Genomic DNA, 23,708 nt, shown 5'->3' with positions numbered 1-23,708 from the left:
GCCTGAGATCAAGATCAAAAGCCAGAGCCAGAGCAACAGCAACAGCCAGAGCAACAGCAAACAGTCCCCTCCGCGTTATACCCATCGACCGCTTATCCCCATCCTCCCAAACCCGATTGAATTTTCCCCACCCCACAATGTTCTTCCCTATAGAAGCGCCGCACAGCGAGCGCTCTTGCGGGGTCTTCATGCAAGAAGGCCAGGTTGTATAGGACATTGCGGGAACTGCCATCATGACGTTACTAACGGCGCTGTCGGGCCAGCCGGCCTCTGTGCATTACTCGGGCTGCGGGGAGTATCAGCGGGTCTATCAACAACTGCATGGCGAAGCGCCGAACGCTTGTGCGCTTGCTCGCGAGTTCCTGCACTCGCAGTTGGCCCTGGTAAAAGACGCTGACAGCGAGCTTTCCGACGAACCGGAACACTTGTATGCCTGGGTCGAGCAGCGTTGCGCCGTCGTGGCCCAGGCCTACGCCGAGTACCTTGAACAACGTCGGCAAGGCCGGCCGCGTCGTTACTTTCGCAACAAGGCCCATGCGCTGTATGTGCTGCAACGCGTGGCCCCGACCAAACAGGTCGATGGCGCCTGGCTCTACGGTTTGCTGCGTTACTGGCAAGACCAGCGTTTCGACGGGCTGCTCACCACTTACCTGGAAGAGCTGGGCGATGGTGATGCCGCGCAGAACCATGTGGTGATCTACCGCAAACTGCTCAGTGACCACGATGCCGACAGCGACGCGGGCCTTGAGGATGAGCACTACCTGCAAGGCGCGCTGCAAATGGCCCTGGGCCTGTGCACGGAAGAATTCCTGCCGGAGGTCATCGGCTACAACCTGGGCTACGAACAGCTGCCGCTGCACCTGTTGATTACCTCCTATGAACTGAGTGAACTGGGCATCGACCCTTACTACTTCACGCTCCACGTGACCATCGACAATGCCAGCAGCGGCCACGCCTGCAAGGCGGCGCAATCGGTGCTCAACCTGTTGCCGCTGGGCGAGGGCAGGGCGCAGTTCTACCGGCGCGTGGCCCAGGGTTATCGCCTTAATGACCTCGGCCCAGGCACGACGGCGGTAATCGATAGCTTCAACCTCCAGGACGAAGTGGTGGCGATGCTCGAACGCAAGCGCACTTTCGGCCAGCACATGCATTCGGACTATTGCCGCTTCGAGGGCAAGACCGTCAACCAGTGGCTGGCCACGCCGGGGCAGATCCCCGATTTTCTCCAGGCCTTGCAGGACAAAGGCTGGATCAAGCTCAACCAGGACCCGGCCAACAGCCGTTTCTGGCAGTTGATCGAGGGGGCTGGGGCAGCGATGTTCGGCGTGTTCAGCGGCTATGAAAAACAGGTCCTGCATGACTGGATTGCCGGTGACTGGAGCCGCGACCAACGCGTGCCGGCCGCACGGCCGGGGCGCGGCAGCCCGTTTGCCCGCGCGCAACAACGCCCGGCAGACCCGGACACCCAGGCGTTGGTGGAATCGCTGAGCAACCTGACCGGCGAACAACAACTCAACGCGCTGATCCCCTGGCTGTCCGCGCGCCGTCATTGCACTCCTGCCGGGCTGTATGCCACTCGGCGTTTTATCCAATTGCGTGCGCGTCTGCGCTAAGGAACGGCCCATGTCTGCACAACAACTCGCCGACCGCGCCTTACTCAACCTGGGCAAGGGCCTGAAGGAGAGCGGCTACCGGTTCATCACGCCCACGCCCTTGACCCACGAACGTGTCTATCGACGCCTGGCGACCCCGCTGGCGATGAACCTGCGTGACGTGTTCGGCTGGTCGATGCCGTTTGACAGCGACCTGCTGCCCGACGCCTTTCGCGATGAGCTGCAGCAAGCGGACGTGATCGAAAAACACGACGCGTTGTGGCGCAGTACCGTGCGCTGGTCGAGCCTGGGGGATCTGCTGTTTGCGCATTCACCGTACCCCACCACCCAGGCGGACGCGGTGTTTTTCGGCCCCGACAGCTACCGTTTCGCGCAGGTGATCGAGGCCCATCTGCAGCAGCGTTTCGAACCGATCAAGTGCGCTGTCGACATCGGCTGCGGCGCGGGTGTCGGCGCGCTGGTCATCGCCCAGGCGCGGCATGACGCACAGGTGCTGGCGGTGGACATCAACCCCCGCGCCCTGCGCATGAGCGCGGTGAACGCCGAGCTGGCGGGGCTGAGCAATGTCAGGGTGTACCAGAGCGACCTGCTGGCGAGCCTGGACGGCACATTCGACTTGATCGTCGCCAACCCGCCGTACATGAACGACGTCCGTCAGCGTGCCTACCGGCATGGCGGCGGTGCATTGGGTGAGCAGCTGTCGGTGCGCATCGTCAGCGAATCCCTCGGGCGCCTGGCCCTGGGCGGCAGCCTGGTGCTGTATACCGGGGTGGCGATGGTCGCCGGCGGCGATCCTTTCCTGGAAGCGGTCGGGCCCTTGCTGGCCAACGATGCCTTCGGCTGGACCTACCGTGAACTGGACCCGGATGTTTTCGGCGAGGAACTCGACAAGCCCGGCTATGAGCGCGTGGAGCGGATCGCCGTGGTCGCGCTCACCGTCACCCGATTGCGCTGACCGCCCATGCTGACCTTCGGCATTGAAGAGGAATACTTCATCACCGACCTGCACAGTCGCCAAATGCTCAGCGAGCCCCCGGCGGCGGTGCTGGCGGCGTGTCGACGAGCGATCGGCGCAGGGTTTGCCTTCGAGATGTTCCAGGGGCAGATCGAAGTGGCATCGCCGGTGTTCAAGGCCAGCCGCGAAGCCGCCGATTACCTGGCCACCGTGCGGCACAACCTGGCTGAATCCCTGGGTGAATTCGGCTTGGGCATTGTCTGCGCCGGCAGCCATCCGCTGGCGGCCTGGCGCGAGCAGAAGCCCACGGTGCAGGCGCATTTCGAGCAACTGTTCGAGGACATGCAACAGGTGGCGCGCCGCAGTCTCTTATGCGGGCTGCATGTGCATGTGCAGGTACCGACAGAGGTGGATCGCATCGCGGTGATGAACGAGGTGTCGCCGTGGCTACCATTGTTGTTGCTGCTCAGTTGCTCATCACCGTTCTGGGAGGGAGCGCCCAGCGGGTTCATGAGCTACCGCCAGGCCGCCTGCGATGAATGGCCGCGCATGGGCGTGCCGGAGCATTTCGAAGACTGGGCGGGCTACCAGCGCTACCTGGCATTGTTGCACCGCGTGGGTGCGATCAAGGCCGATGGCAACGGCTGGTGGGGCATCCGTCCGGCGGCGCGTTACCCGACGCTTGAGTTGCGCATGACGGACGCGTGTCCCCGGCTGGGCGATTCATTGGTCCTCGCCACGCTGTTTCGCGTGATGGTCACCCATGCCTGCGCGCTGGCTCGGCCCGGTGCCAGGTTTACCGCCCAGACGCGCTGGCTGCTCAAGGAAAACCGCTGGCAGGCCAAGCGCTATGGCGCGGCGGGCACGTTTGCACTGGACGACCAGGGCACGATCGGCAGTGCCGAACAGTGGTTGCAGCAGGCCGCGCAACAGTTTCGCGCGACCGCCGAGGCCATGGGCGAGCCCTTGGTGTTCGAGCACGCCCTGGCGCTGTTGCGGCGCGGAAACAGTGCGCTCGATCAACTGGAGTGTTTCGCAGACGCCCTGGCCAAGGGCGCGGATGAGCCCGCCGGGTTACAGGCAGTGGTCGATCGTTTGCTCGCCCAGAGCCGTGGCGACCTTTGATCGGCTGCCCGCGTACGCCAAGGGAACGCCCGCACTGACGGCCGCCCCTAATGACTGACTCTACTCAATAACCGGAGTGCAGCCCATGCGAGCCATGACCTATCAAGGCGCCCATAAGGTGCAGGTGGACACCGTCCCCGATCCCATCATCGAACAACCCGACGACATTATTCTGCGGGTCACCGCCACGGCGATTTGCGGCTCTGACCTGCACCTGTACCGCGGCAAGATCCCGACGGTGGAACATGGCGATATCTTCGGCCATGAGTTCATGGGCATTGTCGAAGAAACCGGCCCCGGCGTGACGGCGGTGCAGCGCGGCGACCGCGTGGTGATCCCGTTCGTGATTGCCTGCGGCGAGTGTTTCTTCTGCCAGCTGCAGCAATTCGCCGCCTGTGAAACCACCAATGACGGCCGCGGCGCGATCCTGAATAAAAAGGCGATCCCGCCGGGTGCTGCGCTGTTCGGCTACAGCCGCCTGTATGGGGGCATTCCCGGTGGCCAGGCCGAACTGGTGCGGGTGCCCAAGGCCAACACCGGGCCATTCAAAGTGCCCGGCGTTCTGGCGGATGAGAAGGTACTGTTTCTCTCCGACATCCTGCCCACTGCGTGGCAGGCGGTGACCAACGCCGGGATTGGCCAGGGCTCCAGCGTAGCGATCTACGGCGCCGGGCCGGTCGGGCTGCTGAGCGCGGCGTGCGCGCGGATGCTCGGCGCCGAGCAGATTTTCATGGTCGACGATCACCCGTATCGACTGGACTATGCGCAGAAGATGTACGGCGTGATCCCGATCAACTTCGAAGACGACGATGACCCCGCCGACACCATCATCCGCCAGACCGCCGGCATGCGCGGGGTTGATGGCGTGGTGGATGCGGTTGGTTTCGAAGCCAAGGGCAGCACCACCGAAACCCTGCTCACCACCCTCAAGATCGAAGGCAGCAGCGGCAAGGCGTTGCGCCAGTGCATCGCTGCGGTGCGCCGCGGCGGGGTGGTCAGCGTCGCGGGGGTGTATGCCGGGTTTATCCATGGCTTCATGTTCGGCGATGCGTTCGATAAAGGTCTGACGTTCAAGATGGGCCAGACCCATGTGCAGCGTTTTCTACCGCAGTTGCTGGAGCATATTGAATTGGGGCAGCTGAACCCGGAGGCGATCATTACTCATCGTCTGTCGCTGGAACAGGCGGCGCGTGGCTATGAGGTCTTTGATAAAGCCGAGGAGGAGTGCCGCAAGGTGATTCTGGTGCCGGGCATTGATGATCGGCCGCTGACCGAACCGCTGGACGACGAACTGACGCCCGCGTTTCGCGTGCAGGGGGCACCGGGCTTCTAGATCGGATGCAGTCTGAACCGGGGAGGACCGTATGTTTCGACGTGCGCCCTCCCAGGGTTGATACACACCAGGGTCAGGCCGACGCTTGCGGCTGAATGTGCAACTCACCGTCTAGGGTCTTGACCAACCCACTGGCCAAGAACAACGGTGCCAGGCGCTTGTGCAGTTGCGGTTCGACGAACTCTTTCACCGTCTCCAGTTCCAGCACGCCACTGAGCGGCAGCTCGGCCTTGGTGTACGACAACCACGCCTTCTTCAACGCCATCAACACATCGCCACCGGCCGTGGACGCAAAGCGGCGGTGGGTGGGTTTGCCATCGAACTCGAAGGTGTGCTGGAACGCATAGCCGGTTTCATCACCGCCGCTGGCCGTGCAGCGGATGCAGGTACACGGGCCGTCGCCGAAGGCACTGCGCAGGTAGGTGTTGAAGTCCACCACCGGCTTGAGTGACAGGCGCTTATCCACCGCGAACAGATCGCCGGTCATTTTTTCGTCAGTGTTCAACGTGCATTTCCTCGCAGGTTGGTGGCAGTTTTTCAAGCGCGGCACAATACCAGCCACGCGCGGGTTTGGGGATTATTTGCAGAACAATCGAGAAGACCGCATTGCCGTGCCCACCCCAGCGCGGGGCAAGCCCGCTGTCACATTTGACCTTCGTTGTTTGAGCACTCAGCGAAAGAACTCCCCCGGCGTTGCATCGAACTGCTGGCGAAACGCGTTGATAAACGCCGAGGTGGACTCATAGCCACAGTTCAGCGCCACATCCGTCACCCGATCGCCTTGCTCCAGGGCGGGCAGGGCGCTGAGCAGGCGCAAGCGCTGGCGCCAGGCGCGGAAGGTCAGGCCGGTGTCTTTCAAAAACAAACGGCTGAGGGTCTTTTCGCTGAGCCCCAGTTTCTCGCTCCATTGGCCCAACGTGGTCTGTTGCTCCGGGCGCAGGCTCAGGCTGCGGTAGATCTGCCGCAAGCGGGCGTCGAGAGGGAGGGGCAGCATCAGGTCCACCTGGGGCGCGGCGGCGAGTTGGTCGAGGATCACCTGGGCCAGACGCCCATCCGGACCATCCTCGGCGTACTCCACCGGCAGCTCGCTGAAACTGCGGATCAGCTCGCGCAACAGGCTGCTCACCTCCAGTACGTGACAATGCCCGGCCGCCCAGGCGGTAACGCGGCAATCCAGATACAGGCTGCGCATCTCGGTGTGGGGCGCGCTGTAGACGCGGTGCGGCATGCCCGCCGGAATCCACACCGCGCGTTGCGGCGGTGCGACGAAGCGCCCGGCGCTGGTCTGGATCTCCAGCACCCCGGAAATCGCGTAGGACAACTGCACCCATGGATGGCTGTGCCGACGTGTCAGCGCGCGGTTGGGCAGCGATTCGGTGCGCCCATACACCGGCCGTGGCAGGCTGGACAGCCCGGGAATGCTGCGGCGTACGGTTTTGTCCTGTCCTTTAGGCGGCATTTACTGGCTCATTGGCGTTAGTCGGTAACAGGCCGTTACGTTAGAGTCGCCACGACGTTCTTGGCAACCCCTGGAAGATGCGCTTATGACTCGCCCTCGTTTCCTGCCCGACAATTTCACCCTGACGCTGATCGCCACGGTGGTCCTTGCCTCCCTGTTGCCTGCCAGCGGCCAGACCGCCGTGGCGTTCGGCTGGGTGACCAACCTGGCCATCGCGCTGCTGTTTTTCCTGCACGGCGCCAAGCTGTCGCGCCAGGCCATCGTCGCCGGGGCCGGCCACTGGCGCCTGCACTTGCTGGTGTTCAGCCTGACCTTCGTGCTGTTCCCGTTGCTGGGGCTGGCGCTCAAGCCGGTGCTGTCGCCGCTGATCGGCAAAGACCTGTACATGGGCATGCTCTACCTCTGCGCCTTGCCGGCCACCGTGCAATCAGCGATTGCCTTCACCTCGCTGGCGCGCGGCAATATCCCGGCGGCGATTTGCAGCGCGGCGGCCTCAAGCCTGTTCGGCATATTCCTCACGCCGTTGCTGGTGACGCTGTTGCTCAACGTGCACGGCGAGGGCAGTTCCACTGTCGATGCGATCCTCAAGATCAGCGTGCAACTGCTGCTGCCGTTCATTGCCGGGCAGATCGCCCGCCGCTGGATCGGCGCGTGGGTGGGGCGCAATAAAACCTGGCTCAAATTCGTCGATCAGGGCTCGATCCTGCTGGTGGTCTACGGCGCGTTCAGCGAAGCGGTCAACGAAGGCATCTGGCATCAGATCCCGCTGTGGGAACTGGGCGGCCTGGTGGTGGCCTGCTGCGTGTTGCTGGCCCTGGTGCTGGTGGTGTCCGCCTTGCTGGGCAAGGCCTTCGGGTTTAGCCAGGAGGACCGAATCACCATCCTGTTCTGCGGCTCGAAGAAGAGTCTCGCAACCGGCGTACCGATGGCTCAGGTGCTGTTCGCCGGTGCCAGCATGGGTGTGTTGATCCTGCCGTTGATGCTGTTTCACCAGATCCAGCTGATGGTGTGTGCGGCGTTGGCGCAGCGCTATGCCAAGCGGCCGGATAGCATTCCTGAGCTGATGGAACAGGCCCAACCCTGATGTAGGGCGATGTACTGAGTTTTGTAGGAAATTTTGCTTTTGCCGACGAACGGCCTTAAGTTTGCGCATCGAGGGTCGACGTTCCTTTTAACTACCTAGAAGGGAGTGTCGACATGAATATCCAACGTTTTTCGGTGGCCGCGGGCCTCTTTATCGTCTTGGCTGGTACCTGTGCCACGGCGGCGGGCCAGGGCACCATTGCGTTTCATGGCAGCATCGTTGAACCCGGCTGTCTGTCCAATGCGCATAACGGTTCGGTGATGGAACTCACCGGATGCCCCAGCGTGAGCCGTGGCGGCAGCATCGATGTGCGCAACGTGACACCGGTCGCCAGCGTCAAGGCCGTGGGCGCTTCATCGGCGCGTGCCGTGCTGTTGACTGATACCGGCAGCAATGGGCGCTATTACGACCAGCGGTATCAACTGGTGGACGGCCTCGGCAAGCCGATCCGCTCCGGTGCCTACGTGGTAACCCTGACGTCGCCCTGAGCAGGCGAACGACGATTTGTCCAGGATCAGCGCCAACAACCGGCCGAGAAACCTATAGAATGCTCGGCGGCGGCGCTTGTCCTGGGCGGTCGCTTGATCATCGTCAGAGTACCTCGCCGTTCCATGAGCCTTTCAGCCGCAACCCCCCAAGCCAACTGGCAACCGGTCATCGCCCTCGCGTTGGCTGCGTTTGTGTTCAACACCACCGAATTCGTCCCGGTCGGCCTGCTCAGCGCCATCGGTGCCAGCTTCGACATGCCCATCGCCAGCGTCGGCCTGATGCTCACCCTCTACGCCTGGATCGTGTCCCTGACGTCGCTGCCGGTGATGCTGCTGACGCGTAACGTCGAACGACGCAAATTGCTGATCGTGCTGTTCGGCCTGTTCATCGCCAGCCATATTCTGTCCAGCATTGCGACCAGCTTCGGCATCCTGATGCTCAGTCGCGTCGGCATTGCGTTGTCCCATGCCTTGTTCTGGTCAATCACCGCGTCCCTTGCCGTACGTTTGGCGCCGGCAGGCAAACAGGTGCAAGCCCTTGGTCTGCTCGCCACCGGCACCTCCCTGGCGATGGTCCTGGGCATCCCCCTCGGTCGCCTGCTCGGCGAGGCCATGGGCTGGCGCACCACGTTCCTGGTGATCGGCGCCTTTGCCGCCGCCCTGGTGTTCTGGCTGGCGCGTACCTTGCCGCTGCTGCCGAGCCAGAACTCCGGCTCCCTGCGCAGCCTGCCATTGCTGTTCAAGCGTCCGGCGCTGGTGGCGCTCTACGTGCTCACTGCCCTGACCGTGACCGCGCAATTCACCGCCTACAGCTACATCGAACCCTTCGTCGAAGGCGTGGCCGGCCTGGGCGGCAGCGCGGTGACCCTGATCCTGCTGGTGTTCGGCGGCGCGGGCATCGTCGGCTCGCTGCTGTTCAGCCTGGTGCACCGCTTCAATCCGCACCTGTTCGTGGTTGGCGCGGTGTTCCTTCTGGTGGCGTGCCTGTGCCTGTTGCTGCCTCTGAGCGGCGCCGAATCCTACCTGGTGATCCTGAGCATCTTCTGGGGCATGGCGATCATGGGTTTCGGCCTGGCCATGCAGTCCAAGGTGCTGGTGCTGGCACCGGACGCCACCGACGTGGCCATGGCGATGTTCTCCGGCATCTACAACATCGGCATCGGCGGCGGCGCCCTGATGGGCAGTTGGGTCGGCGGTCACTTCGGCTTCGCCTGGATCGGCGCGGCGGGTGGGCTGCTGGCGGCGGTGGCGCTGGTGGGGTATTGCCTGGCGATTCGCAGGTTTGGGACCGGGGTGGCTGCGGGCTGATACGCTAGGTATCTGCACAACTTTGGGCGTGGCCCTGAGCCTGTGGCGAGGGAGCTTGCTCCCGTGACGGTTCAGGGGCGGACGGCTATTTAACTGATGCCCCGCGATCTAAATGTGGGAGGGGCGCCTGAGATCTAGATCTAGATCAAGAGCCAGAGCCAGAGCCAGAGCCAGAGCCAGAGCAACGGCAACAGCGCGCAGCCACGGCGGCTTTCAATGCTTTGCGCTCATCTTACAAAGGCTACCCGTCGAACGGTGCGAGTGCATCGCCTCACCAAAACCGGACAAGTCTTATAGGGCCCATCGCCACCCATTGCTACCGTCCTCCAGGACCGCCCACCGTCTGTGGTGACGGCACTTGAACAGCAATGGAGTCGATTGTGCAAAAGCGTCTGAGCGCAGAGTTTCTCGGTACCTTCTGGCTGACCTTCGGCGGGTGTGGCAGCGCCGTCCTGGCTGCCGCCTTTCCGGGGTTGGGTATTGGTTTTGTGGGGGTGTCCCTGGCGTTCGGCCTCACCGTCCTGACCATGGCCTACGCGGTGGGGGGGATCTCCGGCGGGCACTTCAACCCGGCGGTGACCATCGGCCTGTGGGCCGGGCGCCGTGTGCCGACTGTCGATGTGCTGCCGTACGTGGTGGCGCAGGTAGCGGGGGCGGTTGTCGCGGCGGCGGCGTTGTACCTGATTGCCAACGGCCAACCCGGTTTCGCAGCGGGTGGTTTTGCCGCCAACGGCTATGGCCCGCTGAGCCCAGGCCAGTTCGACATGACGGCCGCCTTGCTGGCTGAACTGATCGCCACGTTCTTTTTCGTGCTGATCATCATGCGGGTGACGGCGCCGGGTGCGGTCGCCGGGTTTGCACCGATTGCCATCGGCCTGGCGCTGACCCTGATCCACCTGGTCCTGATTCCCGTGACCAATACTTCGGTCAACCCGGCGCGCAGTACCGGGCCGGCGCTGTTTGCCGGGTGGGAGTACCTGTCGCAGCTCTGGCTGTTCTGGCTGGCGCCGATTGTCGGCGGCGTGCTGGGGGCGTTTGCAGCGCGTGGCTTGGATGAGCGCGACTGACCAGTGTGCTCGATGAGCGTGCCAGGCAAAAAAACGCCCGCGTGATCATCATCGGCGGGCGCTCGGGAGTGACCGGGGCAGCCAGGAGGGCGCCGGCCGATATAGGCGAAACGTGAATCAGGCCACGGGGATCAATGGGTCAGCTGCCGCCAGGGCCGCTGCTCGCTCGGCCGCCGGTGGGTAGATCCATACGCTGTTGATCTGATGTTTGAGGTCCTTGGCTTCCTGGCCCACGAGCTTCAGTTGGCGGTCCCAACCTTCGGTGTACACCGCGCCCCAGGCGCCGAGGTCCAGGCACGTCACGTATTTGGGTTGGCTATAGGTCATCGGCGCCACGCCGATCAGGTCGGCGGCGACGTTGTGGCCGGCGTAGCGGCCGAGGGCGATGGCGTGCTGGCAGGACATCGCGGCGACGTTGCCCAGGTCGTCGGTGGCGGCGTAGGCCACGTCACCGGCGGCGAATACGTCGGTCTGGCCTTTGACCTTCAGGGTGCCGTCCACATGCAACCGGCCCTGTGGGTCGCGGGTGCCGCTGACCTGTTCGGTCAAGGGGTTGGCGCGAAAGCCGATGGTCCAGATCACCGTGCTGGATTCGATCCGCTGCCCATCCGCCAGGGTCACGCCACCGGTATCCACCGAGGCCACCGACGTGTTGAGTATCCATTCAATACCCAGTTCTTTGCTGGCTTCGATGATCGAAGGGCGAATACCATCGCCCATGCTTGCCGCGATCTGCGGGCCGCGGTCGACCACGACCACACGGATGTTGGCGGTGTCGCCCAGCGCTTCACGCAGGCGCGCCGGCATTTCGGTGGCGGTCTCTATGCCGGTAAAACCGCCCCCGGCCACCACCACGGTGTTGCGCGCGGGGCTGTCGGGCAGAGACTTGAGGGCGTGAATATGCGCTTCGAGGCGCGTGGCGTCTTCGATCTGGTCCACATCGAGCACGTGTTCGATGCCTTCCATAGGCGGACGATTCAAACGACTGCCGGCTGCCAGCACCAGGCGATCATACTGGACGTTAGTGGCGTTACCGGCCAGGTCGCGATAGGTCACCTGCCTGGCATTTTCATCGATGCTGTCGGCCGTGCCCTCGATGAAGTTCACGCCAACCGCTGCAAACAAGGGGCTCAGGGGCGCCTGCATGGTATGCACTTGTGCCTCATAGAACCGTGGACGAATACGCAGTTCCGGGCGCGGCGCCAGCACGCTGATTTGCACGTCGTGGCGATCATTTTTATCCAGCAGGCGCGCGGCGCCCAACGCGCTCCAGACACCACCGAACCCGGCGCCGATGATAAGGATGTGCTGTTTCATGAGTTGCTCCAGAGACCCAGTCGAGATGGTTGCTCACGCCGTGAGGCGTTACCGGCTCACTGTAAAAGCACCGCTGTTTGTCTGGTAGGACACTTAACCCTGAATTACTGCCAAGTGGTGGCGATTAACGCGAAAAGCGCTCGCGGTAGTCACGGGGGGAAATCGAAAGGTGGCGATGGAAGGTGTAGCGCATCCGTTCCTCGTCGCCAAAACCACACAGTTGCGCGACTTGGTCGATGTTGCGTTGAGAGTCTTCCAGCAGGCGCCGTGCGGCTTCCATGCGAAACAGTTCGATAGCCTTGGCCGGTGTGCGCCCGGTTTTTTGCTTGTAGACCCGAGCGAAATTGCGTGGGCTCATGCGGCTTTGTTCGGCCAGGCGCTCCACCGTCAGGTCGCTGTCGCTCAGGTTGTCGGCGATCCACAGGTGCAGGGCGTCGAAACCGGCCGTGTCGTCGGTCTGCGCCTGCAGCAGTTGGCTGAACTGGGCCTGACCACCGGGCCGCTTGAGAAACACCACCAGTTCCCGCGCCACTTGCAGGGCGACGTGCCGTCCGCAATCGGCCTCTACCAACGCCAGCGCAAGGTCGATGCCGGCGCTCACGCCCGCCGACGTCCACACGTTGCCCTGCTGGATAAAGATCGCGTCCATGTCCACCTCAATGCTCGGGAACCCGCGCTTGAGCATGTCGCACATCGCCCAGTGCGTGGCGGCGCGTCGGCCTTGGAGCAAGCCGGCCTGGGCGAGCAGGAAGGTGCCGCTGCACACCGAGGCCGTGCGGCGCGCCCGGGTAGAGGCGTGACGCAGCCAGTCGACCAGGTCGGTGTTGGCGGCCATCGCCTCTTGAATGGCGGGCGCGCCGGGCACGATTAAGGTGTCGAGGGTGGCTGGATCAAATGTCGCCAAGGGCACGGTATCGACGCTCAACCCTTCAGCCGTTGGCATCAAGCCGCCCGCCAGGCTGGCGGTATGCACAAAATAGCCCGGCAAGCCGCGTTCGGCCATGGCCTTGGTGGCTGCCCAGAACACGGTCTGGGCGCCAGTCAGGTCGAGCAGGCCCATTTGCGGGTAAGCCAGGAACACCAAAGTGCGCGGTTGGCTTACCGGCTGGTCGGGGCTCATAAAGCAGCCAACACCTTCTCCAATTTCTCCTGATCCCGCGCAAACTGGCGAATGCCTTCGGCCAGTTTCTCAGTGGCCATCGCATCTTCATTCGAGGCCCAGCGGAACTGCGCTTCGCTCAGATGCTGGCGTGCCTCACCTTCGGTACCCGGCGTGAGTTTGCGCGCCAGCGGCCCGTTGTCTTCAGCGAGCTTTTGCAGCAGGTCCGGGCTGATGGTCAGGCGATCGCAACCGGCCAGTTCTTCGATCTGGCTGAGGGTGCGGAAGCTTGCGCCCATGACCACGGTCGCAATGGCGTTGGCCTTGTAGTAGTTGTAGATGCGTGTCACCGACTGCACGCCCGGGTCTTCAACGCCGGTATAGTCCAGGCCGGTGTTCTTGCGATACCAATCGTAGATGCGGCCCACGAACGGCGAGATCAAAAATACCCCCGCATCGGCGCAGGCCTGGGCCTGGGCGAAGGAGAACAGCAAGGTCAGGTTGGTCTGGATGCCTGCCTTTTCCAGGCGCTCGGCGGTGCGGATGCCTTCCCAGGTGGAGGCCAGCTTGATCAGCACGCGGTCGCGGCCGACACCGGCCTGGTCGTACAAGGCGATCAACTGGTTGGCCTTGGCCCACAACGCATCTTCATCAAAAGACAGGCGCGCGTCGACTTCAGTGGAGATACGCCCCGGAATCACCTTGAGGATGCCGCAACCCACCGACACCGCGAAACGGTCGCAGGCCAGGTCGACATCGCCCTTGGACACGCTGACGGCATTGCGCAGCAACTCGGCGTATTCCGGGATGGCCGCGGCCTTGAGCAGCAACGACGGGTTAGTGGTGGCGTCCACCGGGCGCAGGCGGCTGATGGCTTCCAGGTCGCCGGTGTCGCAGACCACGGTGGTGAATTGCTTGAGTTGTTCGAGTTTGGACGTCATGAGCGGCGGTCTCCAAAAAGGGTTATCGGTTGAGGGCCTGCGCGGTGTCGAGGTCGGTCACCAGGATGTCGAGGTAGCCACCCGTGAGTGCGCCACGAATCGCCTGGACCTTGTTCAGCCCGCCGGCCAGGCCGAGCACGCGGTGGATGTCGCGCAACTTGGGCAGCGCCACCGACACCACGAATTCTTCATCTTCCTCCAGCACCGGCTTGCCCTGGGCGTCGAAGTAACGCAGGCAGATATCGCCCACCGCGCCACGCTCGGCCAACAGGCGCAGCATGTCCTCGGTGTAGTAGTTGCCGCTGTTGCGCAGCAGTTGCGAGGGCTCCAGCTCGCCGATGCCGACGATCGCCAGGGTGATGCTGTCAAAGCGTTGCAGCACCTCCTTGACCTCTTCCATCTGCACGATGCGTTGCTTGCTCTGCACCGATTGCTCGATGCTTTGCGACGGCAGCAGATACGCCGGGCAATTGAGCAGGGTGGCCAGGCGCTGGGTGAGCAGGGTGGCTTCAAACGCGCCTTTGTGGCCGACCCCGCCCAACAGTTGTACCACTTCCTCGGCGCCTTGTTTACCCGGTTGGGCGTGCAGATGGCCGACCATCGCGCGGATGGTGCTGCTCCACGACGAAATGCCGATGCGGTCCTGGGGCGACAGGCTGGTCTCCAGGTAATGCGCGGCGGCCGAGCCGATGGCTTGCTTGATGCTTTCATCGTTGCCGGGCTCGGTGGCTTCCACCACGATCACCCGGCGCACGCCGTAGCGGCGTTGCAGTTGGTTTTCCAGCTCCAGGTGCAGGCCTTGCAGGCGCATCACGCTGATCTTCACCACGCCTTCCTGCAGCGCCCGGCGCAGGGCGCGGCTGATAAAGGATTGGGACAGGTCCAGTTGCGTGGAAATTTCGGACTGCTTGAGCCCTTCTTCGTAGTAGAGGCTTGCGATCTTGGTGATCAGGCGCTGTTCTTCGATCTGGCTCATGAAAGCCTCAGTGGTTGACTCAATGGCCGTGAGGATACCAAACCCTCACGACATGATCAGGCCGCCGTCGATATTGATCGCCTGGCCGGTCAGGTAAGCCGCGTCATCGGAGGCCAGGAACGCCACCAACCCCGCGACATCCGAGGGTTTACCGGCGCGGCGCAGGGGGATGTTCCTGACCCATTCGGCCATCAGCTCACCCTTGGCGTAGCGTTTTTCGTCGGTGCTGAGGATCTCGCCCCACACGCGGTCATTGTAGTCCCACATCTCGCTTTCGATGATGCCGGGGCAGAACGCATTGACCGTGATGTTATGCCGCGCCAGCTCCAGGGACAGGCTCTGGGTAATGCCGATCACGCCCATCTTGCTCGCGGCGTAGTGCGGCGTGTAGATAAAGCCCTGGCGGCCCTGGCCGGACGAGGTGTTGATCAAGCGTCCGCTGCCTTGCTTGACCATGTACTTGGCCGCCTCCCGGCAACCCAGCCACACCCCGGTGGTGTTCACTTGCAGCACTTTGTCGAAGTCGGCGCGGGGCATGCTGTCGTAGTGGTCGATGGTGATGATGCCGGCGTTCTGCACCGACACGTCGATACTGCCGAAGCGTGCGTGACCTTCGCGGTAGAGGCGTTCGATGTCACTTTCGCGGGTCACGTCGATGCCGAGGGCGAGAGCGCTGACACCATACTCCCGTGCCAGTTGGTCGGCGGTGAAGGTCACCCGCTCCAGGTCGTTGGAGGCCAGCACCAGGTTGGCGCCTTCCTGGGCGAAGCGCTCGGCGATGCCGGCGCCGATGCCACGGCAGGCGCCGGTGATGACGATGGTTTTAGTGCTGAATCGTTGCGACATGATGGGCTCCTACCAGCAGACAAAACCGCCATCGACCAGCAGGTCGACACCGGTGCAGAAAGACGAGGCCTGGCTGACCAGGAAGATCGCGGGGCCGACCATTTCGTCCACGCTGGCCATGCGGCCCATGGGCGTGGTCTGTTCAAAAATCTTCACCTGGTCGGCGACTTCCGGCCGCGAATTCATCGGCGTGGCGGTGTAGCCGGGGCTGATGCAATTGACGCGCAGGCCCTTGTCCGCCCATTCCATCGCCAGGCTTTTGCTCAGGTGGATCACCCCGGCCTTGGAGGTGTTGTAGTGCGCCTGCAACAGGCCACGGTTGACGATGCTGCCCGACATGGAGGCGATGTTGACGATGGCGCCTTTGCCACGCGGCAACATCACCGCGGCCTGGGCCTGGCAACTGAGGAAGATGCCGGTGAGGTTGATGTCCAGGGTAGTTTGCCAGCGTTGCAGCTCCAGGTCCTCGGCGGCCTGGGCGTTGGCGATGCCGGCGCAGTTGACCGCGACGCTGAGTTCACCCAGTTCGCTTTCGGTACGCGCCACGGCGGCATCCAGCGCGGCGCGCTCGGTGACCGTGCCGCTCAAGGCCAGGGCGCGACGGCCCAGGCTCTGGATGCGTTCGACGGTGCTGGCGATGCCGGGGCTGCCGGGCAGGTCAAAACAGGCGACATCGGCACCGGCTTCGGCGAGGCCGACGGCAATGGCCTGGCCAATGCCGCTGCCTGCGCCGGTTACAAAAGCTACTTGGCCCTGAAGACTAAAAAGCTGCATGAAATTACTCCATTCTTGAATTCACAGCGGACCCCTGTGGGAGGGGGCTTGCTCCCGATGAGGGAGTGTCAGTAGATGCATCTGTAACTGAACCACTGCTATCGGGGGCAAGCCCCTCCCACATTGGGCCTTCAATGTTTGTGAGTCAGGCGGTGGCCATCTCCATCACCGAAACCGGCGTAGCCTCACCCCGTTCCAGAATCCCCATCTGCCGCCCCCGGCTCATCACCATCACCCGATGGGACAACCCCAGCACCTCATCCAGGTCCGAGCTCACCACAATCACCGCCATGCCCTTGGCCGCCAGGTCCGCGATCACCTCATAGATCGCCGCCCGCGCGCCCACGTCAATGCCGCGTGTAGGCTCATCCAGAATGAACACCTTGGGATTGCGCGCCAGCCATTTGGCAATGATCACTTTCTGCTGGTTACCCCCGGACAAGCTGGAGATCCGCGACTGCGGCGCACCTTTCACGCCCAGGCGCGCCACCGCCGTGCGCGCGAATTCGCGCAGCGGGGCAGGCAGCACCCAGCCACGTTTATCCAGCAGATCGGTGTTGCCGTAGATCAGGTTGTCTTCGATGCGATGTTCCACCACCACGCCTTGTTGCTTGCGGTCTTCGGGCACCAGCACCACACCGGCCTGGATCGCCTCGAACGGCGAACGCAACTGGCGCACTTCGCCATCCAGCACCATGTGCCCCTGGATGTCCTGCGCCGCGCCGGCCAGGGTGCGCACCAGTTCGGTCCGCCCGGCGCCGACCACGCCGGCAATGCCGAACACCTCACCGGCACGCACGCTGAAGTCGATGCCGTGCAGGGCAAACTCGCGGCAACGCATGTCCTTGACCTGTAACATGACCTTGTCCTGCGGCGGTTGCAGGGTGGGGAAAATCCGCTCCAGGCTGCGCCCGACCATCTGCTCCACCAGCTCACGCACCGGCACTTGCGCAGTGGCATGCAAGGCGATCTGGCGCCCGTCGCGCAGCACCAATACACGGTCGGCAATGCGCGCGATTTCTTCCAGGCGGTGGCTGATATAGATAAACGACACGCCTTCGGCCTTGAGCCGCTCCACCTGCTGGAACAGCAACTCGGTTTCCTCACCGCCTAAGGCGGCAGTGGGTTCATCGAGGATCAACAAGCGCGCCTTGAGGGTCAGCGCCTTGGCGATTTCCACCAGTTGCTGGGCCGCCACGCTCAGGCCTTCGACCTTGCGCGACGCCGGTACCTTGAGCCCCAGGCGCTCCAGCTGGATCTGCGCCTGGGTCTCGATGTAGGCGCGGTCCACCCGCCCGTGACGCATGGGCAGGCGACCGACGAAGATATTCTCGGCGATCGACAGTTGCGGCAGCAGGCGGATTTCCTGGTGGATCAGGCCGATACCGGCGCCCAGGGCCGCCCCCGGCGAAGCGGGCGCGTAGGGCGCGCCCAGCCAGGTCATGCTGGCGCCGGCCTCGGGTTGCACGAGGCCGGCAATGATCGACGACAAGGTCGACTTGCCCGCACCGTTCTCGCCGAGCAGGGCCAGCACTTCACCGGGGCGAATATCCACGTTCACCTGCGACAACACCTGCACCGGGCCATAGGCCTTGCTGATGTTGCGCAGGCACAGCACCGCATCGGCGGCTGTGTCCAGAGCTGCTGCGTGCATGACGACCTCCCAGGGTTACGGGTGCTGTTGCAGGAACGGCGCGACGTTTTCTTTGGTGGTCAGCACGGTGGGCAGCAGTTGCTCCTTGGGCAGGGTTTTGCCGGCTTTCAAATCGATGGCCGACGCCACTGCCAGGCGCCCCATTTTCTGGGTCTGCTGGGTCATGGTCGCATTGAGTACACCGCTTTCCACCGCCTTGAGCCCGGCGACGTCGCCGTCGAAGCCGACGATCACCACTTTGTGATCGAGGTTACCGACCTTGACCGCTTGTGCGGCGCCCAGCGCCATGGCATCGGCGCGGCCGAAGAACACGGTAATGTTCGGGTCACGCTGGAGCAGGTCCTGGGCTACGGCGAAGCCTTTGTCCTGCGCCCATTCGGCCGGTTGCTGGGCCACGACCTTGAGGTCCGGGAAGGCTTTGAGGCCCTCGGCAAAACCCTTGGCGCGATCGTTCTCGGGAGTGGTGCCGATCTGGCCTTGCAGAATCGCGATGCGGCCTTTGCCGTCGGTGATCTTGCCCACGTATTCAGCCAGGGTCTTGGCGCCGGCCACGCTGTCGCTGGCGATGAAAGTATCGCCCGGTGCGTCGGGGGCGTTGCGGTCCACGGCGATCACCGGGATGCCGGCGGCCTTGGCGGCTTTCACCGGTACACCGGCGGCGGTGGCGCCGGCCGGAATGTAGATCAGCACATCGATCTGGCGGGTGATCAAGTCTTCAATCTGGCTGACCTGGGTGGAGGAGTTGCCCTGGGCGTCCACGGTGATCACCTTGATCCCCTTGGCCTTGCCCTCGGCTTCCACCGATTGCTTGATCTGGTTGAAGAAGTCGGCCTGAAGGTTAGCCACGGCCAGGCCGATGGTCAGGTCCTTGGCCCAGGTGGTGCCGGTGGCGGTGAGGGTGGCGGCAGCCAGGGCGGTAGCGATAAGCAATTTCTTGGGGCTGAACATGTCGGTGACTCCTGGTTTTATTGTTGGAGGGTGTCAACTGTCGAACAGGTCTAACGGGCAGTGCTGGTACGGCGTCGCAAGGTATCGATGGTGACGGCGAGGGCGATGACTACGCCGATCACCACTTGTTGAATAAACGGGGAAACGCCCAGCAGGTTGAGGCCATTGCGCAACACGCCAATGATCAGCACACCCACCAGCGTGCCGCCGATGCTGCCGACGCCGCCGCTGAGGCTGGCGCCGCCGATGACCACGGCGGCGATGGCGTCCAGTTCCAGGCTCAAACCCGCACTCGGTTGCGACGAGTCCAGGCGTGCGGCCAGGGTTACGGCGGCGATCCCGGCGAGGGCGCCGCTAATGGCGTACACCCACAAGGTAATTGCGCGCACCTTGATGCCGGACAGGCGCGCCACTTCCGGGCTGCCGCCCATGGCGTAGAGGTTGCGGCCACCGGCGCGAAAGCGCAGGAACACCCAGGCCACCAGCAGCATCACCAGGAACAGCCCGACGGTGGCCGACAAAAAGCCGAAATGCCGCACCGTGGCCAGGCTGGTGAACCACTCTGGAAATCCGACCACCTGCCGGCCTTCGGTGAGGATGTTCGCCAGGCCGCGGGCCACCGACATCATGGTCAGCGTGGCAATGAACGGCGGCAATTTGGCGTAGGTGATCAACCCGCCGGACACCAGCCCGGCCAGCATGCCGGTGGCAATCGAGATCGGAATCGCAAAGCCCAGCGGCACCGCCTGGTCCTGATAGAGCCAGCCGAGCATCATCATCGAGAAGGCCAGTACCGAGCCGACCGACAGATCAATGCCGCCGATCACGATCACCGCCGTCATGCCAATCGCCAGGATGCCCAGCACCGTGACCTGATCAAGAATGTTCAGGCCATTGCGCAAGGAGAAGAAGAATTCGGAGCTGAAGGAGAAGACCAGCACCAGCAGCACTAGGCCAATCAACGGGCCGCCGATATTGCTCGGCAGCAGTTTCACCAACCGTGGGCGGGGTGGCGGCGTGAGTTCGGCCGGGTGCTGGACAATAGCTTTGGCGTCCACAGTGTTCTCCTGATTTATTTTTTTTGGAGTGCTTTCAGGCGTCGTGAATATTTATGCGTGCCTGACTGTTAATTCAGATTCCAGTGACACCGTGGCAAAGTCAAGCGCTTAATTTTTCAGATAGGCCTTTAAAACGCCGCTTTATCGAGGTGCAAAGCCACGGAGTAGACCGGCTCCTGTGGGGTTTTGTCCGTTTGTCCGAGTGATATTTCTTCGGCTTTTTTCATTTTTACACCGATCGCTCACTTGACCGCGCGGAAGATCGGCGTCTAAATAGAAATATATTGTCACTGCTGAATAAATATTCAAATACAGCTTTCGGCACTTTCAACTCACGTGGTCAGCCCCACAGGAGCCGCTGCATGAATGCCTTCCAGTACGACGTCCACCAGATCAAGGAACAGGCCCGCCTGATCCGCCGCCATGTGATCCGCCTGAACGCCGATTCACCGGCCGGCGGCCATACGGGGGCGGACCTGTCGGAAACCGACATCCTCGCCACCCTGTATTTCCGCATCCTCAACACCGGCCCGGAACGTACCGAAGACCCCGAGCGCGATATCTATATCCAGAGCAAGGGCCACGGCGTCGGTGGTCTGTATTGCTGTCTGGCGCAGGCGGGCTATATCCCCGAGGCGTGGCTGCCGACGTATCAGCACTTCAATTCGCACTTGCCCGGCCACCCGGTGCGCCAGAAAACCCCCGGCATCGAACTCAACACCGGCGCCCTCGGCCACGGCTTGCCGGTGGCGGTAGGGCTGGCCTTGGCGGCGAAGATGTCCGGCAGTAAAAAGCGCATCTATGTGCTGACCGGCGACGGCGAACTAGCCGAAGGCTCCAACTGGGAAGCGGCGATGGCGGCGGCCAAGTACGGGTTGGATAACCTGTTTGTGATCGTCGACAAGAACAAGCTGCAACTGGCCGGCCTGACCGCCGAGATCATGCCCCTCGACCCGTTGGACGTGAAATGGGCGGCCTTCGGCTTCAGCGTCAGCGAGTGCGACGGCAACGACGTGGGCCAGCTGATCCACAGCCTGGAAAACATGCAGACCCAAACCGGCGCGCCCCAGGTGCTGATCGCCCACACCATCAAAGGCAAGGGCGTGTCCTTTATCGAAGCCCGCCCCGAATGGCACCACCGCGTGCCCAAGGGTGATGAAATCAACGCGGCACTGGAGGAGTTGAACCATGGCGAATGAACATTTGGCGAGCGTCATGGTGCAGGCCTTTATTGACGCAGTCGACGCCGGGCTGGATGTGGTGCCCGTGGTCAGCGACTCCACCTCCACGGCCAAGATCGGCCCGTTTGTGCAGCGCTTCCCGGAGCGCTTGATCAACGTCGGCATTGCCGAGCAGTCGCTGGTGAGCGTCGCGGCCGGGCTGGCCCTGGGCGGCAAGATCGCCGCCACCTGCAACGCCGCGCCGTTTTTGATCTCGCGCGCCAATGAGCAGATCAAGGTCGACGTTTGCTACAACCAGGCCAATGTGAAGATGTTCGGCCTCAACGCCGGCACCAGTTATGGCCCGCTCGCCAGCACCCACCACAGCCTCGACGATATTTCGGTGATGCGCGGCTTTGGCAATGTACAGATCTTCGCGCCGGCCGATGCCATCGAGTGCCGGCAGATTGTCGATTACGCGCTGCGTTACCACGGTCCGGTGTATATCCGTCTCGACGGTAAGGCCCTCCCAGATGTGCACGCTGGCGACTACCACTTCCAACCCGGCCAGGTGGATATCCTGCGTCAGGGCGCGGACGTGAGCATCGTCGCCTTGGGCTCGGTGGTGCATGAAGCCGTGGACGCCGCTGCCTTGCTGGCGGAGCAGGGCATCCAGGCGCAGGTGATCAACCTGTCATCGATCCGACCATTGCAGCGCGACGTACTGCTCAGCGCCCTGAGCGGCACTCGCGGGGTGATCAGCGTGGAAGAACACAACATCAACGGCGGCGTCGGCAGCCTGGTCGCCGAAGTGCTGGCCGAGGCCGGGTTGGGCATTGCCCTGATCCGCCTGGGCATCGGCGATGGCGAATACGCCGCTGCCGGCGCGCGTGAACCGACCCGCGCCTTGCATAACATCGACGCGGCTGGGATTGTGGCGGCTGCCACTCGGTTGCGGTGAACCCATGAATAACCACACTCCACTGATCCTTGCGATCGACGAAGGCACCAGCAACGCCAAGGCGGTGCTGGTCAACGAACTGGGGCAGGTGATCGCTCGCGGTTCGCGGCCGCTGAGCGTCAGCCATCCCCAGGCCGGGTTCTCCGAACAGGACCCGCTGTTTATCTGGCACAGCACCCTGGCCGCAATGGAAGAATGCCTGGCCCAGGTGGATCGGCCGATCACCGCATTGGCGATCAGCAACCAGCGTGAATCGGTGGTGGCCTGGGACCGGCGCAGCGGCGAACCGCTGTCGCCGTGCATCAGCTGGCAGTGCCGACGCTCCACGGCATTGTGCGCCGAACTGCACGCGCAAGGGCACGAAGCACTGATCCTGGAAAAAACGGGGCTGGCCCTCGACCCGATGTTTTCCGCCGGTAAGTTCCGCTGGATTCTCGACCACCTGGACAACGGCCATGCTCGCGCCGCTGCCGGTGAGATCTGCCTGGGCACCGTCGACAGTTGGCTGCTGTGGCAACTCAGCGGCGGCCAGGTGTTCGCCACCGACTACTCCAATGCGGCGCGCACGCAACTGTTCAACTTGCACACCTGCGCCTGGGACCTGCAATTGCTGGACCTGTTCGCCATCCCGTTGGCCGCGCTGGCACCGATCCAGGCCAGCGCTGGATGCTTCGCCGAAACCGTTGCGTTGGGTGGCTTGCCCGCCGGCATCCCGATCATGTCGATGATCGGCGACTCCCACGCCGCGCTCTACGGGCAGGGCGGTTTTGCGCCGGGGTTGGTCAAGGCCACCCTCGGCACCGGCTCGTCGTTGATGACGCCCATGAGCGGCGCGATTGCGTCCACCCATGGCCTGTCGACCACCCTGGCCTGGCATGACGGCGTGAAACCCACGTTCGGCATGGAAGGCAACATCGTCCACACCGGCGCCGCCGTGCAATGGGCCTCGCGACTGGTGGCCGGGGAATCCCTGGATGCCCTGACCGAGCAAGCGGCGCAACTTCCGGACAACGGCGGCGTGTACTTCGTGCCGGCCCTCTCGGGTCTGGGCGCACCGCATTGGAAAGCCGATGCACGTGGGTTGATCTGCGGGCTGACGGAAGCCACCTCGGGCGCGCATATCCTGCGTGCGTCGCTGGAGTCCATCGGTTATCAGATTCGTGATGTGTTTGAAGCGATGCAGCAGGACATCGGCAGCCCCTTGAAGGAGCTGTGGGTCGACGGCGGCGCCACACGCAACCGCTGGCTGATGCAGTTTCTGGCCAACCTGCTGCAACGCCCGGTGGTGCGCAGCCTGTCGCCGGAAGTGTCGGCGCTGGGCGCGGCGCATCTGGCCGGGCGGGCGTTGGGAGTGTGGGCGAGTGATGACGCACTGGAGCAGTTGGAGCGCCAGCGCGAGCGCTTCGAGCCGCAGGAAGACCCGGCGATGGCAGGGCGCTATTTAGCATGGAAAAAGGCCCTGGCCCGCACACTTCTCTAACGCCATATGCAAATCCAATGTGGGAGGGGGCAAGCCTCCTCCCACATGGTCTTAACCGTGTT

At 63.3% G+C, this 23,708-nt stretch carries 22 protein-coding genes; 11 read left to right on the top strand and 11 right to left on the bottom strand.

The features are described from left to right. Positions 1–233 precede the first annotated feature (233 nt). The 4 genes from PSH66_RS17700 (at position 234) to PSH66_RS17685 (ending at position 5,026) form a co-directional block, all read left to right on the top strand. The gene (locus PSH66_RS17700) at positions 234–1,613 is read left to right on the top strand and encodes an iron-containing redox enzyme family protein (RefSeq protein WP_305427338.1); all 1,380 of its coding nucleotides are present in this window, start codon (positions 234–236) and stop codon (positions 1,611–1,613) included. A 10-nt stretch (positions 1,614–1,623) separates the two neighbouring features. Beyond that, positions 1,624–2,568: a class I SAM-dependent methyltransferase gene (locus PSH66_RS17695; RefSeq protein WP_305427337.1), complete on the top strand. Its 945-nt coding sequence runs from the start codon at positions 1,624–1,626 to the stop codon at positions 2,566–2,568. Between the two features lie 6 nt (positions 2,569–2,574). Further along, positions 2,575–3,693: a carboxylate-amine ligase gene (locus tag PSH66_RS17690; protein ID WP_003174629.1), complete on the top strand. Its 1,119-nt coding sequence runs from the start codon at positions 2,575–2,577 to the stop codon at positions 3,691–3,693. Between the two features lie 85 nt (positions 3,694–3,778). Further along, a complete protein-coding gene (locus tag PSH66_RS17685; protein ID WP_003174628.1) occupies positions 3,779–5,026 on the top strand; it encodes a zinc-dependent alcohol dehydrogenase in 1,248 nt (415 codons plus the stop codon). Positions 5,027–5,099: 73 nt separating this feature from the next. On the opposite strand, the gene PSH66_RS17680 is transcribed toward PSH66_RS17685, so the two are convergent. Both PSH66_RS17680 and PSH66_RS17675 read right to left on the bottom strand, forming a co-directional pair. Next, on the bottom strand, positions 5,100–5,531 hold the full coding sequence (locus tag PSH66_RS17680) for a hypothetical protein (RefSeq protein ID WP_003174627.1): 432 nt from the start codon (positions 5,529–5,531) through the stop codon (positions 5,100–5,102). A 165-nt stretch (positions 5,532–5,696) separates the two neighbouring features. Further along, positions 5,697–6,485 carry a helix-turn-helix domain-containing protein gene (locus tag PSH66_RS17675; protein WP_141064762.1) on the bottom strand — a complete coding sequence of 263 codons (789 nt, stop codon included), beginning with the start codon at positions 6,483–6,485 and terminating at the stop codon, positions 5,697–5,699. Positions 6,486–6,570: 85 nt separating this feature from the next. Between PSH66_RS17675 and PSH66_RS17670 the strand changes: the two genes are divergently transcribed. The 4 genes from PSH66_RS17670 (at position 6,571) to aqpZ (ending at position 10,432) form a co-directional block, all read left to right on the top strand. Next, on the top strand, positions 6,571–7,569 hold the full coding sequence (locus PSH66_RS17670; protein ID WP_003174625.1) for a bile acid:sodium symporter family protein: 999 nt from the start codon (positions 6,571–6,573) through the stop codon (positions 7,567–7,569). A gap of 113 nt (positions 7,570–7,682) precedes the next feature. Beyond that, complete coding sequence (locus PSH66_RS17665) at positions 7,683–8,057, top strand: hypothetical protein (RefSeq protein WP_003174624.1); 375 nt, start codon at positions 7,683–7,685, stop codon at positions 8,055–8,057. Positions 8,058–8,180: 123 nt separating this feature from the next. Beyond that, the gene (locus tag PSH66_RS17660; protein ID WP_141064761.1) at positions 8,181–9,365 is read left to right on the top strand and encodes a sugar transporter; all 1,185 of its coding nucleotides are present in this window, start codon (positions 8,181–8,183) and stop codon (positions 9,363–9,365) included. 368 nt (positions 9,366–9,733) lie between these two features. Next, positions 9,734–10,432, top strand: a complete 699-nt coding sequence (gene aqpZ / locus PSH66_RS17655; protein WP_042944873.1) for an aquaporin Z — start codon at positions 9,734–9,736, stop codon at positions 10,430–10,432. Between the two features lie 117 nt (positions 10,433–10,549). Here the strand turns inward: aqpZ and PSH66_RS17650 are convergent, their stop codons facing one another. From PSH66_RS17650 to PSH66_RS17610, 9 genes are all read right to left on the bottom strand, one after another. Further along, positions 10,550–11,749, bottom strand: coding sequence for an NAD(P)/FAD-dependent oxidoreductase (locus tag PSH66_RS17650; protein ID WP_003174523.1), 1,200 nt, complete (start codon positions 11,747–11,749; stop codon positions 10,550–10,552). Positions 11,750–11,873: 124 nt separating this feature from the next. Further along, the gene (locus PSH66_RS17645) at positions 11,874–12,869 is read right to left on the bottom strand and encodes a GlxA family transcriptional regulator (RefSeq protein WP_003174522.1); all 996 of its coding nucleotides are present in this window, start codon (positions 12,867–12,869) and stop codon (positions 11,874–11,876) included. Further along, the gene (gene tal / locus PSH66_RS17640) at positions 12,866–13,789 is read right to left on the bottom strand and encodes a transaldolase (RefSeq protein ID WP_078825064.1); all 924 of its coding nucleotides are present in this window, start codon (positions 13,787–13,789) and stop codon (positions 12,866–12,868) included. The genes PSH66_RS17645 and tal overlap by 4 nt, the downstream gene beginning before the upstream one ends. A 22-nt stretch (positions 13,790–13,811) precedes the next feature. Continuing rightward, positions 13,812–14,765 (bottom strand): sugar-binding transcriptional regulator, encoded by a 954-nt coding sequence (locus tag PSH66_RS17635; RefSeq protein ID WP_003174520.1) that lies wholly within the window; start codon positions 14,763–14,765, stop codon positions 13,812–13,814. A 45-nt stretch (positions 14,766–14,810) separates the two neighbouring features. After that, the gene (locus PSH66_RS17630; protein ID WP_305427336.1) at positions 14,811–15,611 is read right to left on the bottom strand and encodes an SDR family oxidoreductase; all 801 of its coding nucleotides are present in this window, start codon (positions 15,609–15,611) and stop codon (positions 14,811–14,813) included. 9 nt (positions 15,612–15,620) lie between these two features. Then, the gene (locus tag PSH66_RS17625; protein WP_003174518.1) at positions 15,621–16,385 is read right to left on the bottom strand and encodes an SDR family oxidoreductase; all 765 of its coding nucleotides are present in this window, start codon (positions 16,383–16,385) and stop codon (positions 15,621–15,623) included. Between the two features lie 145 nt (positions 16,386–16,530). Further along, positions 16,531–18,039, bottom strand: a complete 1,509-nt coding sequence (locus PSH66_RS17620) for a sugar ABC transporter ATP-binding protein (protein ID WP_003174517.1) — start codon at positions 18,037–18,039, stop codon at positions 16,531–16,533. A gap of 15 nt (positions 18,040–18,054) precedes the next feature. Further along, entirely contained in the window at positions 18,055–18,987 is a 933-nt protein-coding gene (locus PSH66_RS17615; RefSeq protein WP_141064757.1) for a sugar ABC transporter substrate-binding protein, read from the bottom strand. Between the two features lie 50 nt (positions 18,988–19,037). Then, entirely contained in the window at positions 19,038–20,045 is a 1,008-nt protein-coding gene (locus PSH66_RS17610) for an ABC transporter permease (RefSeq protein ID WP_003174515.1), read from the bottom strand. A 362-nt stretch (positions 20,046–20,407) separates the two neighbouring features. On the opposite strand from PSH66_RS17610, the gene PSH66_RS17605 reads away from it, so the two are divergent. The 3 genes from PSH66_RS17605 to PSH66_RS17595 are packed head-to-tail and all read left to right on the top strand — an operon-like array spanning position 20,408 to position 23,646. Continuing rightward, the gene (locus PSH66_RS17605) at positions 20,408–21,244 is read left to right on the top strand and encodes a transketolase (RefSeq protein WP_305427335.1); all 837 of its coding nucleotides are present in this window, start codon (positions 20,408–20,410) and stop codon (positions 21,242–21,244) included. Then, a complete protein-coding gene (locus tag PSH66_RS17600) occupies positions 21,234–22,166 on the top strand; it encodes a transketolase family protein (protein ID WP_003174513.1) in 933 nt (310 codons plus the stop codon). Before PSH66_RS17605 ends, PSH66_RS17600 begins: the two co-directional genes overlap by 11 nt. 4 nt (positions 22,167–22,170) lie before the next feature. Next, on the top strand, positions 22,171–23,646 hold the full coding sequence (locus PSH66_RS17595) for an FGGY family carbohydrate kinase (protein ID WP_305427334.1): 1,476 nt from the start codon (positions 22,171–22,173) through the stop codon (positions 23,644–23,646). Positions 23,647–23,708 lie beyond the last annotated feature (62 nt).

The sequence above is a fragment of the Pseudomonas sp. FP597 genome (assembly GCF_030687435.1).
Classification (GTDB): Bacteria; Pseudomonadota; Gammaproteobacteria; order Pseudomonadales; family Pseudomonadaceae; genus Aquipseudomonas; species Aquipseudomonas lactucae.
This window is presented reverse-complemented; position numbering and strand designations above follow the sequence as displayed.